The 12,350-nt window shown below is 70.6% G+C and carries 11 protein-coding genes and 2 pseudogenes; 4 read left to right on the plus strand and 9 right to left on the minus strand.

Features of this window, described 5'->3' with window-relative positions; all coding sequences use genetic code 11:
- Positions 1-101: 101 nt before the first annotated feature.
- Together ACWBNA_RS31040 and ACWBNA_RS31045 are read left to right on the plus strand one after the other, a co-directional pair.
- Positions 102-295, plus strand: a pseudogene (locus ACWBNA_RS31040) (NAD(P)-binding domain-containing protein); the annotation flags it as partial.
- A gap of 51 nt (positions 296-346) precedes the next feature.
- Positions 347-648, plus strand: a pseudogene (locus ACWBNA_RS31045) (NAD(P)-binding domain-containing protein); the annotation flags it as partial.
- A 146-nt stretch (positions 649-794) separates the two neighbouring features.
- On the opposite strand, the gene ACWBNA_RS31050 reads toward ACWBNA_RS31045, so the two are convergent.
- Both ACWBNA_RS31050 and ACWBNA_RS31055 read right to left on the minus strand, forming a co-directional pair.
- Complete coding sequence (locus tag ACWBNA_RS31050; protein ID WP_482707828.1) at positions 795-1,007, minus strand: EF-hand domain-containing protein; 213 nt, start codon at positions 1,005-1,007, stop codon at positions 795-797.
- Positions 1,008-1,057: 50 nt separating this feature from the next.
- Positions 1,058-1,972 carry a MerR family transcriptional regulator gene (locus ACWBNA_RS31055; protein ID WP_482707829.1) on the minus strand — a complete coding sequence of 305 codons (915 nt, stop codon included), beginning with the start codon at positions 1,970-1,972 and terminating at the stop codon, positions 1,058-1,060.
- Positions 1,973-2,029: 57 nt separating this feature from the next.
- Between ACWBNA_RS31055 and ACWBNA_RS31060 the strand changes: the two genes are divergently transcribed.
- Positions 2,030-2,701: a GNAT family N-acetyltransferase gene (locus ACWBNA_RS31060; protein WP_482707830.1), complete on the plus strand. Its 672-nt coding sequence runs from the start codon at positions 2,030-2,032 to the stop codon at positions 2,699-2,701.
- On the opposite strand, the gene ACWBNA_RS31065 is transcribed toward ACWBNA_RS31060, so the two are convergent.
- The 7 genes from ACWBNA_RS31065 to ACWBNA_RS31095 form a co-directional block, all read right to left on the minus strand.
- Positions 2,655-3,260, minus strand: a complete 606-nt coding sequence (locus tag ACWBNA_RS31065) for an ADP-ribosyltransferase (protein WP_482707831.1) — start codon at positions 3,258-3,260, stop codon at positions 2,655-2,657. The genes ACWBNA_RS31060 and ACWBNA_RS31065 overlap by 47 nt on opposite strands.
- A gap of 77 nt (positions 3,261-3,337) precedes the next feature.
- Positions 3,338-4,528, minus strand: a complete 1,191-nt coding sequence (locus tag ACWBNA_RS31070) for a YVTN family beta-propeller repeat protein (RefSeq protein ID WP_482707832.1) — start codon at positions 4,526-4,528, stop codon at positions 3,338-3,340.
- Positions 4,528-5,301, minus strand: a complete 774-nt coding sequence (locus ACWBNA_RS31075; protein ID WP_482707833.1) for a polysaccharide deacetylase family protein — start codon at positions 5,299-5,301, stop codon at positions 4,528-4,530. The genes ACWBNA_RS31070 and ACWBNA_RS31075 overlap by 1 nt, the downstream gene beginning before the upstream one ends.
- Positions 5,302-5,513: 212 nt before the next feature.
- Positions 5,514-6,017: an ATP-binding protein gene (locus ACWBNA_RS31080; RefSeq protein ID WP_383876691.1), complete on the minus strand. Its 504-nt coding sequence runs from the start codon at positions 6,015-6,017 to the stop codon at positions 5,514-5,516.
- A gap of 266 nt (positions 6,018-6,283) precedes the next feature.
- Complete coding sequence (locus ACWBNA_RS31085; RefSeq protein ID WP_482707834.1) at positions 6,284-7,051, minus strand: enoyl-CoA hydratase/isomerase family protein; 768 nt, start codon at positions 7,049-7,051, stop codon at positions 6,284-6,286.
- Between the two features lie 117 nt (positions 7,052-7,168).
- Positions 7,169-8,425: a L,D-transpeptidase gene (locus ACWBNA_RS31090; RefSeq protein ID WP_482707835.1), complete on the minus strand. Its 1,257-nt coding sequence runs from the start codon at positions 8,423-8,425 to the stop codon at positions 7,169-7,171.
- 174 nt (positions 8,426-8,599) lie between these two features.
- Positions 8,600-9,844, minus strand: coding sequence for a L,D-transpeptidase (locus tag ACWBNA_RS31095; protein ID WP_482707836.1), 1,245 nt, complete (start codon positions 9,842-9,844; stop codon positions 8,600-8,602).
- 151 nt (positions 9,845-9,995) lie between these two features.
- On the opposite strand from ACWBNA_RS31095, the gene glgX reads away from it, so the two are divergent.
- A complete protein-coding gene (gene glgX / locus ACWBNA_RS31100; RefSeq protein WP_482707837.1) occupies positions 9,996-12,230 on the plus strand; it encodes a glycogen debranching protein GlgX in 2,235 nt (744 codons plus the stop codon).
- Positions 12,231-12,350: the final 120 nt, after the last annotated feature.

The following is a 12,350-nucleotide window of genomic DNA, read 5'->3' on the forward strand; positions in this document are numbered from 1 at the left end:
CCGGCCCGCGCTCCGGGCTCGCCTCCGCCAGGGCCCTGGTGACCCCGTCGGCAGCAGCCCGCAGCCCGTACACCGGGCTGTCGGGCTGCTGCCGCCAGGAGTCGTCGAGACCGCAGACGCTCACCGCACTGGCCGAGGAGACGGCGCCACCCCGGTACCGGTCGAGGAGGCGGCCCGTGGGGCGGAGATCGTCGTCGTCGCCATCCCCATGAAGGCGGTACCGGACCTGCCCTCCGGCCTGCTCGACGAGGCGGCGGAGGGTGTCGCCGTGATCGGCACAGCTCATGGTCATCCCGGGTTGATGCGCACAACGCAGGCAGCTGCATCGACCAGGGAAAGGCTTGTCATGAAGATCGGCATCATCGGTGCGGGCAACATCGGCGGCAACCTCACCCGGCGGCTCACCGCCCTCGGCCATGACGTCGCCGTGGCCAACTCCCGCGGCCCGGCAGCGCGACGGCAAGATCGTGGAGATCGACGACGAGGGGCTCACGGAGAGCCGGTGGACGCAGCGGCGACTCGGCCATCCCGTGATCAAGGCCTTCAACGGCACCTACGCCCAGGAGGCTCCTGGGCCGCCCGCGCCCGGCCGGCGCCCCCGACCGCCTGGCACTTCCGGTCGCGGGCGACGACCAGGCGGCGAAGCGCCCGCGTCAACCGTGTCGAAGCCGAGCTCGTCGATGAGGGCCCGCACCTTCCTCTTTCGGCTCCTCCGCCGAACGGGTGACCTCGGACGGGGAGGGGAAGGGCATGAGTAAGGGGGGCACCCCACGGGCGCCCCCCTGCCACTCGCGTCACTTGTCCAGGTGGGCCCAGAACTCGTCGAACGACAGCAGCTTGTCCCCGTTGAGGTCGCGGGACTTGATGATGGCCTCGGCGACCGACTCGGTGACGTTCCAGTCGCCCTGCTGGGCCAGGGCGGTCTTGAACTCGGCGGCGGTGATGAAGCCGTCACCGTCAGTGTCGATCCGCTGGAAATGCTTGCGTGCCTCTTCGATGTCCGCCACCGATTCGCCCCTTTTTCTCGTACCTTGCTGTCCCGTTGACGAAGGTCAGATTAACCGGCCGCCCGCGCCGCCAATGCAGCGACCACCCACGCGAACTCCTCGCGGTGCGCCGCCACCGCCCCGTGGCCGTTCACGATCCCCAGCAACTCCCGGTAGCGGGCGACCTTGTCGTTCGTCGTGGACTTCAGTCGTTCCAGTACGTCCGCCGGGTCGGAGTTCCCGAGCAGGTCCCACAGGACCCGCTCGGCCTCCGGGGACTCGGGCGCGACGCCCCGCTCCCGCGCCTCGGCCCCCAGCTGCACCAGTCGCCGGGCGAACCACAGGGACGCCCCGGCGGGGCTGTCGTGCCCGCGGTCGGCCGCGTTGAACTCCGCCGCCTTCCGCATCTGCGCCCGGAACTCCGGGTCCTCCAGCAGCTCGGCCAGCTCCACCCACGCGTCCACCTGCTCGGGCGTCGGCTCGTCCGGGAGGTCCGCGGTCATGGCGCGCATCCGCTCCCGGATCACCGGGTCCGCGGTGTCGAGCCCGCGGAACGTCTCCTCCACGAACTGCTCCAGGATCCGGCTCCGCTCGGCCGCCGACAGCCGTGCCAGCTTGTTCATCAACGTCATCTCCTCTGCGGTCGAACCGCGTCGCGCCACGGTCGACAGCACCGCACGGGTCACCCTCAGTGAGCGGATCTGCGCGTCCAGCGCCGCCACGTGCGCGGCGGCGACCCGCGCGACCGTGGCCTCGCCCGCCAGCACCTTGCGTACGTCCTCCAGGCCGAGGCCCAGTTCGCGCAGGGTGCGGATCAGCTCCAGGCGGGCCACGGACGCAGCGTCGTACAGCCGGTAACCGCCCGTCGACCTGGCCACCGGGGGCAGGGCGCCCTCGTCGGACCAGTAACGGATGGTGCGCACGGTCAGCCCGGTCGCGCGGGCCAGCTCGCCGATGGTGAGAAGTCCGGTGCCGTCGTCGATCATGTCTGCGAGTCTGGGCCTTCCAGTGGGTGGAGACTCAAGGGCGCGGTGGGGGCGGTCGTGGCGGAGACCTTGCGGGACATTCTCGACGCGGCGGCGCGGGGCGTCTTCCCGCCGGCGGACGGCCGTACCACGGTCGTGGCACAGGCGTCCGACCGGGACGCGGGCGTCCTCTCCTTCACCGCGCACTCCGTCGTCTTCACGGACGAGGATCCGCGGTGGGTGTACGACACGCTGGACGCCGTGCCGTGCGACGCCCTCGCGGCGACAATGAACGCGCGGTTCCTGGCGGCCTTCATGGAGTGGACGGGGCGGACGACCGAGACGATCGACGCGATGCTGGTCGGCTCACCCCTTCCGGGTGAGCCGCCGCTCGCGCTGCGGGAGATCGCGGACGCCGGCCATCCGCGGATCGCGTACGCCCGCGGGCGGCGCGACGACGTGCGCGCGTGGACGGCGGACGGCGGTGTGGTGGTGATCGGGCGGGGGATCGCCGGGCGGGCGGAGGTCTCCGTCGAGGTGGAGGAAGGGGTACGGCACCGGGGGCTGGGCCGGGCCCTGGTGACCGCGGCCCGGCATCTCGTCACGGAGCCGCTGTGGGCCCAGGTCGCGCCGGGGAACGCCCGCAGCACGCGGGCGTTCCAGGCGGCGGGTTACCGGCCGGTGGGCGCGGAGGCGCTGCTGCTCAGTGCCACGGCTCGTAGTGCGGGTTGCTCTCGCACTCGCTCATGATCTCGACCTTGGTCTTCTTGTCGACCGGGCAGACCCCGATGACGTACTCCCGCGCGATGCCGCCGGGGAAGGCCACCTCGACCTGGTCGGCCCACTTGTGGGTGTCGCCGATGGTCTTGTTGACGTCCACGCCGCCGGGGGCGTCGATGTAGTAGTTGTAGCCGGCCTTCCACCAGGTCTTGTACAGGTCGTGGTCGTACGACGTGGACACGTACGGGGAAGGCTGGTTGACCAGGACGTACTTCTCGATGTCGTACTGGCCGTCGATGACGTCCTTCGGGTGGAAGCCCTGCTCGAAGACGACGTCCGGGCCGCGGCCGTCGCTGCGGTAGAGCGTGCCGCAGGTCTTGCGCCAGACCGGGTCGGGGGTGATCCGGCCGACGTGCACGCGGTGGTCGACGGCGGCCTTGACCGGGTCGTCGAACTGGGGACAGGCGGGCGCGGCGGCGGCCTTCGCGGGGGCGGTCGTGGAGGGAGCGGTGGCTGCCGTCGTCGCGAGGACCGCGGTGAGGGACAGGGCGGCGGCAGCGGCCCGCCGCCGCGGACGAGTTGTGATCATGGGGAGCACAATTCCGGTTCCGCGACGGCACGTTGGGGATCATCACTCGATCGGCGGCGTGTCCGCCGTGCCGTCCCTCAGCGGAAGATGCCCGTGTGGCCCAGCGAGTAGCGGCCCGGCTGCGGGTAGACCGCGAGGCCGTGCGGTCCGCTGCCGACGGGGATGCGGGCGAGCTGGGCGCCGGTGCGGGTGTCGATGGCGTACACCTCGGCGTCGTAACGCCCCGACAGCCACAGGACCTTGCCGTCGGCGGAGACGCCGCCCATGTCGGGGCTGCCGCCATCGGGCAGGCGCCACTTCTTGGTGAGCTTGTTCCGCGTGAAGTCGAAGACGGAGACGGTGCCCTCGCCGCGGTTGGAGATGTACATCTCGCGGGAGTCGCGGCTGACGTAGAGGCCGTGGGTGCCCTTGCCGGTGGGCAGGAGCTCCGGCTTGCCGAACGTGTCGCCGTCCAGGACCCACACGCCGTCGGCCATCATGTCGGCGACGTAGAACCGCTTGCCGTCCGGGGAGACCTTCACGTCCTGCGGCATCGCCCCCTCGAAGGGCAGTTTCTGCTGTCCGACGACCTTCATCTTCTCCGTGTCGACCTTGAGCAGTTCGCCGCTGAACTCGCAGGAGACGATGAAGTACCTGCCGTCGAGGGAGAAGTCGGCGTGGTTGACGCCGTAGCAGGTGACCGGCTCGGTCTTGATCCGCTTCATGGTGTGCGGGTCGCGGAAGACGAGTTCGCGGTCGAGGGAGGCCATGACGACGGCGTACCTGCCGTTGGGCGTGAAGTAGAGGTTGTAGGGGTCGTGGACCTCGACCGGTTTGCCCGCCTTCCCTGTCTTCGGGTCGATCGGGGTGAGGGTGTGGCCGCGGTTGTTGTTGACCCAGAGGGTCTTCAGGTCCCAGGACGGCACCACGTGCTGGGGTTGCCGTCCGACGTGGATCGTCTCGATGATCTCGTACGTCTTCGGGTCGATCACCGAGACGGTGTCGGACTCGGTGTTGGGCACGTACACCCGGGACGGGAAGTCCTTGACCACCGGGGACAGCTTGCCCGGCCGGTCGGCGGCGTAGACGTCCCGCGGGTCGAGGACGGGCGGCATACCGGGCAGTCCCCGCACCTGCTCCTTCTTCGGCGGGGCCGGTACGGCGGCCTTGGTGACCCGGGCTTCGTCGGCGCGGTGCTCGGTGCGGTGCTCGGTGCCGGTGCCGCAGGCGGCCAGCGCGGCGAGGGCGACGCCGGCGACGAGGGTGCGCTTCGTGAGGTTGCGGTGCATCAGCTCAGCAGCTCCGTGGTGGTGACCGCGCGCAGTTGGCGGCGGCCGAGTTCTTCCAGTACGGCGGGGAGCGCGGCGATCGTGTCCGCGTACCCGAAGTGCAGGCTCACCACGGATCCGTTGCGGATCTCGCCGAGGACCTTGCGGGTGACGGCTTCGGCGCCGGGCGAGGTGGAGTCGAGGGAGTCGACGTCGTAGGACAGGACGTGCGGGTAGCCCGCGTCGTGCGCCAGGCGCTCGACGAGGGGGGAGGCGAGGGCGGCGCGGGAGGGGCGGAACCAGGTGCCGATGGAGCCGGTGAGGCGTTTCAGGCGCTGCGCGCAGCCGGTGATCTCCGCACGGGCCCCGGCCTCGGACATCGCGTTGATGTCGAGGTGGTGGAGGGTGTGGTTGCCGAGGTCGTGGCCGCCGCCGAGGATGCGGCGGGCGAGGTCGGGGTGCTCGTCGAGCCAGGTGCCGACGGCGAGGACGGTGACCCGGGCGTCGTGCCTTTCGGCTTCGGCGAGGAGGGCCCGGGCGGTGGCGGGGTCGCCGCCGCCGTGGAAGGTGAGGGCGACGCGGGGGTGGGTGCGGGGGCCGTGGGTGAGCTGGGCGGGGTGTGCGGGGTGGTGGCGGGGTGCGGGGGCCGTGGTGGCGGAGGAGCGCTTGGTGGCGGGGTGCGGGTGGGCGACGGCGCCGTGGGTCGCGCAGCCGGCGGCGAGGGTGCTCGCGGTGACGAGGGCGGCGCCTGCGCGGAGCGCCGTACGGCGGTCGTTGGTGGTCACCTGCACCATTTAAGGCCGGTTACGGTGGAAAGCGGGCGATTCGCCCGAACGGCGGCCGGTGCGGGTCGCGTGCGGCGGGCTTCTTTCGCCCCCGCCGCCCCTACCCGTCCCGTCCCCAGGGGCTCCGCCCCTTCGACCCCGCCAGGGGGCTCCGCCCCCTGGACCCCGGCCTTCGCCCACCCACCACCCGACTCGGTGGGTCGAAAAGTGGGCCTCGCCCCTCAGCGGTCCGCCACTCTCATCTCGAACCATGTCGTCTTGCCCCTGGGCAGCAGGTCGACGCCCCAGCGGTCGGAGAGCTTGTCCACCAGGAACAGGCCCCGGCCGCTGATGTCCATCTCCTGGACCGGCATCAGACAGGGCAGGCCTCGGGAGGGGTCGCGGACCTCGATGCGGATCCAGCCGCGGCGGCGGCGCATCCGGAGGCCGAAGACGCGGGCGCCGGTGTGGCGTACGGCGTTGCCGACGAGTTCTGAGACGAGTAAGACCGCGTCTTCCGTCATCTTGGGGGTGAGTCCCCACTGGCGGAGGACGACGACCTGGGCCAGTCGGCGGGCCGTGGCCGCGGACTCGGGGCGGGACGGCAGCGGAACCTCCGCCTCCGTGGGGTTGCCGAACAGTTCGAGTGCCTTGAGTGCGTGTTCGTCCTCGACCGTCGGAGACCAGCGCGCCGCGGTCGCACGGCTCTCTCCCCGCGGCTGTTCGATACCCTCCAGCCCCGCCATGCCCCCATCATGGCCGCCCAGACCGCCCTCCGGGGCCGTTCCCGGCGAATACGCCCCCCGGAATCGGTCATTCCGAACAGGTCGTCCGGCATATGCCGGCGGCACTTCAGAAGCTTGAACAGCCCGTCCGACCTGCGACGAGGGGTCCGTGGGCGGCAATCGACAGACTCCCTCGACAAGGCAGGCTTAAGGTTGCCTTAAGGCTCCCATAAACCGCCCCATCGAGGGACGACCTCGGATCAGACACCGCGTCAATTGCAAGCGATTCAGAGGAACTTCGCCTTGCCGGGGCCTTCTTCCACGAAACTCTTCATTCCGCGCTCACGGTCCTCGGTGGCGAACAGGCCCGCGAACCAGTTGCGTTCGACGGCCAGGCCGGTCTCGATGTCCGTCTCCAGCCCCGCGTCGATCGACTCCTTGGCGGCACGCAGAGCGATCGCCGGTCCCTGCGCCAGCTTCGCCGCCCACGCGTGGGCCTGCGTGTACACCTCGTCGGCGGGCACCACCCGGTCCACCAGGCCCAGACCCAGCGCCTCGTCGGCCTTCACCATGCGGCCCGTGAAGATCAGGTCCTTGGCCTTGGAGGGGCCGATCAGCCGGGACAGGCGCTGGGTGCCGCCCGCGCCCGGGATCAGGCCCAGCAGGATCTCCGGCTGGCCCAGCTTGGCGTTGTCCGCGGCGATCCGGAAGTCCGCGCAGAGCGCCAGCTCGCAGCCACCTCCCAGGGCGTAACCCGTGACAGCCGCGACCACCGGCTTCGGGATGCGGGCCACCGCCGTGAACGAGTCCTGCAGGTCCCGGGCGCGCAGAACCATCGCCGGGTAGTCCATGGCCTGCATCTCCTTGATGTCCGCGCCGGCCGCGAACACCTTCTCCCCGCCATAGATCACCACGGCCCGTACGTCGTCCCGGCGGGCCGCCTCCTCGGCGAGCTCCTTGAGCCGGTCCTGCGTGGCGATGTCCAGCGCGTTCATGGGCGGGCGGTCGAGGCGGATCGTGCCCACGCCCTCGGCGACTTCGAGATTCACGGTCATGCGGGTCAGGTTAACGGCGACTAACGGCAACGGCCCCGGTGCGATACCTCACACCGGGGCCGTACCTCACAGCGGGCCTACCTCACACCGGAGCCGTACCTCCGCGGAAGGGCCGTCCTACGCCTTCCACTTCTCCCACGACATGTTCCAGCCGTTGAACCCGTTGTCCGGCGCCACCGTCTCGTCGTTGGAGTTCTTCACGACCACCACGTCACCGATCATCGAGTGGTTGAAGAACCACGCGGCCGGCACACCGCTGTCGTAGCCGCCGCGCACGTCGCGCAGGCCGATGCAGCCGTGGCTGGCGTTGTAGTTGCCGAAGGCGCCGCCGCCCCAGTAGTTGCCGTGGATGAAGGTGCCGGAGGTGGTCAGGCGCATGGCGTGGGGGACGTCCTTGATGTCGTACTCGCCCTTGCCGTCGGCGTCGGTGTAGCCGACCGTCGCGCCGTTCATCCGGGTCACCGTGAGGCGCTCGCTGATGACCATCTGGCCGTTCCAGGTCTCCATGCCGGGCTTGCCGGTGGTCACGGGGATGGTCTTGACGACCTTGCCGTCCTGCATGACCTTCATCGTGAGCTTCTTGACGTCGACCACGGAGACCTGGTTGCGGCCGATGGTGAAGGAGATCCTCTTGTCCTGCTTGCCGTAGACGCCGTCGCGCCCCTCGACGCCGTCGAGGTCGAGGTCGACGGTGACCTTGGTGCCTTCCTTCCAGTACTCCTCGGGACGGAAGTCCAGGCGGTCGTTGCCGAACCAGTGGCCCTGGACGTCGACGGCCGGCTCGGTCTTGATGCTGATGGCCTTCTCGACGTCCGCCGGGTTGGTGATGCCCCGGGTGAAGCGGACGGAGAACGGCATTCCGACGCCGACCTTCGAACCGTCCTCGGGGGTGAAGCTGCCGCTGAACGTGTTCTCGGGCGTCAGGGTGGTGAAGCTGGAGTCCTCGGCGGCCTCGCGGCCCTCGGAGTCCTTCGCGACCGCGTGCACGGTGTACTTGGTGGCGGCGGCCAGGTGCGTGGACGGTGTCCAGGTGCTGCCGTTGCCGGTGATCTTCCCGGCTATCCTGCCGCCCTTGGCGTCCTTGACCTCGACCTGGGTCAACTCGCCCTTGGCGGCGCTGACCTTGACGGCGCCGCTGGTGTCGACGGACTTGGCGCCGTCCTTGGGGGCTATGGAGACCACGGCCTGCGACTGTTCGGTCTCCGCCCGGGTGGAGTCCTCGCCCCCGCCCTTCCCCTCCCCGGCGCCGGAGCCGCCGCCCCCGCCGCACGCGGTGACGGCCAGCAGCAGGCCGCCGAGTATCAGCGCCGGCAGCCCCCTACGGCTCCGCCCCCGCGCCTCAACCGACGCCCCCGATATCGGTCGCACGTTCAAGTCTTCTCCCCTCGCGGGGCCTGGTCGGGCCCCCGCCCCTGCACGTCCCACCGCGCGCACCGGCGCATCGTAACCACAAGGTCAGGGGCATCGGCGCCTCATGATTGTCACTGTTCCGTACCGACTTCAACGGAAAGTTCAAGGCCTGTCGGAGTAACCCGGCCCCCTGCCGGGCTACTTCAGCGCGCTGCCCGCCTTCCACTCCTTCCAGCCCATGTTCCACCCTCCGAGCCCGTTGTCGGGAGCGACCTTCTTGTCATTGCTGTGGACGACCTCGACGACGTCCCCGACGAGGCTGCGGTCGAAGAACCAGCCCGCGGGCGTGTCCGAGCCGCCGCCCTTCACGTCCCTCAGTCCCACGCAGCCGTGGCTGACATTGACCTGCCCGGGGGCGTCCGGCGCCCAGTAGTTGCCGTGCAGGAAGGTGCCGGAGTCCGTCAGGCGCATGGCGTGCGGGACGTCCGGGATGTCGTACTCGCCCTTGCCGTTCTCCTTCTTGAAGCCGACCGTGGCGCCGTTCATCCGGGTCACCTCGAACATCTCGGTGACGACCATCCGGCCGTTGTACGTCGTCGTCTTCGGGGCGCCGGCCGTGATCGGCACGGTGGCGAGCAGGTCGCCGTCGCGCCGGACCTCCATGGTGTGCCTGGCCGCGTCGACCAGGGAGACCTGGCTGCGGCCGATGGTGAAGGAGAACGTCTTGTACTGCAGGCCGTAGACACCGGGGGCTCCTTCGACGTCCCTCAGCCGCAGGGCGACCGTGACCTGGGTGCCGGGCTTCCAGTACCGCTCGGGGCGGAAGTCCAGTCGGCCGTCGCCGAACCAGTGCGGACGGATCTCGACGGGCGGCTGTGCGGTGACGTGGATGGCCCGCTCGACGGCCGCGCGGCGCTTGATCTCCCGGTTGAACTCCAGGGAGACGATCATTCCGGTGCCGACGGTGGAGCGGTTCTCCGGTGTGACGTATCCGATGAAGCGCTCATCGGGGACGTGCGTCGTGAACGTGGTGTGCCGGGCCGACCGGCGGCCGTGGGAGTCCAGGGCCACCACGTCGATCGTGTACTTGGCGGCCAGGGCGAGCTTGTGCTCATCGGGTTCCCAGGTCAGACCGTGGTCGGAGAGGTGCCCCGGTACCGGGGACTCCTGCGCGTCCTGCGATCTGACGACCTTGACCGACTCCAGGCGCCCGTTGGGCACCCGGACCCGGAGTTTCTCCTCGGCCCGCACCCCCCTGGTGCCGTCGTCCGGCGAGATCCGGATGACGTCCTCGGGTGCCGGGGGTGCGCCGAACCCCCTGATGTCGATGCCGCCCTTGCCGTCGGTGGTACAGCCGGTGGCCCCGGCCAGCAGTCCTGCCCATGTCAGTACGGCGGCCGATGCGACCCCCGCGCGCCGTGCGCGCCCAGTTACGTGCCTCACGCGGTACCCAACGACCGGGCCTGCTTCGGGGAAACGTGAGTGCGACCCAAGCTCTGGGCAGAACAGTGGGGAGAACGACGCGAGGGGGTGTGGCGGCCGGGATGCCGCACACCCTTCCCAGGTCGTTCCACGAGCCGTGGGAGGCTGACAGGTGTCCAGCGCAGCCGAGCAGGAGGCGGTGGCCGAGGACGGGCGCACCGCCGCCGTCGTCAACGGCGCGCGCCGCACCGCGCCACCGCCGGCCGTGCCCGTACGGCCCGGGGCGCCGACGCCGTTGGGCGCCCGCTTCCGGGTCGGTCCGGACGGCGTGGCGGGAACCAACTTCGCCCTGTGGGCGGGCGGGGCCGAGGCGGTCGAGCTCTGCCTGTTCGACGAGGCCGGCAAGGAGACCAGGGCCCGGCTGACCGAGCTGACCCACGAGATCTGGCACGGCTTCGTGCCCGGCGTGATGCCCGGCCAGCGCTACGGCTACCGGGTGCAGGGCCGCTGGGACCCGTGGACCGGCGGCCGCTGGAACCCGGCGAAGCTGCTCCTGGACCCGTACGCCCGCGCGGTGGACGGCGACTTCAGCCTCCCCCCGGAGGTGTACGGGCATGTCCGCGACTGGCCCCAGCAGCATGTCGCGGACACCGTGCGCGACGACCGGGACTCGGCGCCCTTCGTCCCGAAGGGGGTCGTCGTCCACGATGACGACGACTGGGCGGACGACCACCGCCCTAAGACGCCGTGGGCCGACTCGGTGATCTACGAGGTGCACGTTCGGGGCTTCACCCAGCTGCACCCGGGCATCCCGCAGGAGCTGCGGGGCACCTACGCCGGACTGGCCCATCCGGCGGCCGTCGAGCACCTGGTCAGGCTGGGCGTGACGGCCGTCGAGCTGCTCCCCGTCCACCAGTTCGCCCACGAGGACCACCTGCTGCGCAAGGGCCTCAAGAACTACTGGGGCTACAACTCGATCGGCTACTTCGCGCCGCACGCCTCCTACGCCGCCTCCGGTACGACGGGTCAGCAGGTCGGCGAGTTCAAGCGCATGGTCCACGCACTGCACGAGGCCGGCATCGAGGTCATCCTCGACGTGGTCTACAACCACACGGCGGAGGCGGGTGAGCTGGGCCCGACGCTGTCCCTGAAGGGCATCGACAACCGGGGGTACTACCGGTTGCAGTCGGACGCCCGGCGCTACGCCGACTACACGGGCTGCGGCAACACGCTGCACGTGGTCCAGCCGCACGTCCTCAGGCTCATCACCGACTCGCTGCGCTACTGGGTGACCGAGATGGGCGTGGACGGCTTCCGCTTCGACCTGGCCGCCGCGCTGGCCCGCTCGATGCACGACGTCGACATGCTGTCGCCGTTCCTGGCCGTGATCGCGCAGGACCCGGTGCTGCGGCGGGTGAAGCTGATCGCCGAACCGTGGGACGTGGGGTCCGGGGGCTACCAGGTCGGGGCCTTCCCGCCGCTGTGGACGGAGTGGAACGACCGCTACCGCAACGCCGTACGGGACTTCTGGCGGGGCGCCCTGCCGGACGTGCGCGACCTGGGCTACCGCCTGTCGGGGTCGAGCGACCTGTACGCCTGGGGCGGCCGCCGGCCCTACGCCTCGGTCAACTTCATCACCGCGCACGACGGTTTCACCCTACGCGACCTCGTCTCCTACGAACGCAAGCACAACGAGGCGAACGGCGAGGGCAACCGGGACGGCACGGACGACAACCGGTCGTGGAACTGCGGGGCGGAGGGCGAGACGGACGACGAGCGCGTACGGGCCCTGCGCCGACGCCAGTTGCGCAACCTCCTGACCACCCTGCTGCTGTCGACGGGCGTACCGATGCTGGTGGCGGGGGACGAGCTGGGCCGCACCCAGCGCGGCAACAACAACGCGTACTGCCAGGACAACGAGATCAGCTGGGTCGACTGGAGCCTGCTGGAGGACCCGGACTGGAAGCCCCTGTTCGACCTGACCGCCCGCCTGATCGACCTGCGCCACCGCCATCCCGTCCTCCGCCGCCGCGCCTTCTTCTCCGGTCGGGCGCACTCCGCGGACGGCCTGCGGGACCTGGCCTGGTTCACCGCCCGCGGCACCGAGATGACGGAACGGGACTGGTACGCCCCGGCCGGCACCCTCGGCATGTACCTCTCCGGCCGGGACATCCCCGGCCGCGACGAGCGCGGCGACCCGATCCTCGACGACAGCTTCCTCGCCGTCCTGCACGCCGGGGACCGGCCCGCGAGCTTCGTGCTGCCGGGGCCGCCGTGGGCGGAACAGTACGAGGTGCTCGTCGACACCGCACGGGAGGAGCAGGGGGAGGCACCCGGGGTCGTACACCGGGCGGGGGCGGCGATCACGGTGCCGGCACGGGCCGTGCTGTTGCTGAAGGTGCACTGAGAGCGGGCTGGACCAGGTGTTCGAACCGCATCGGCCGATCGGTGGCCGGCGTCGTACGACTCCTCGAACACGCAGGTCGTAGGACCAGCGGCCGATCCGGGTCCGGCCAAAACTCGGTGG

The sequence above is a fragment of the Streptomyces sp. Q2 genome, assembly GCF_056820935.1.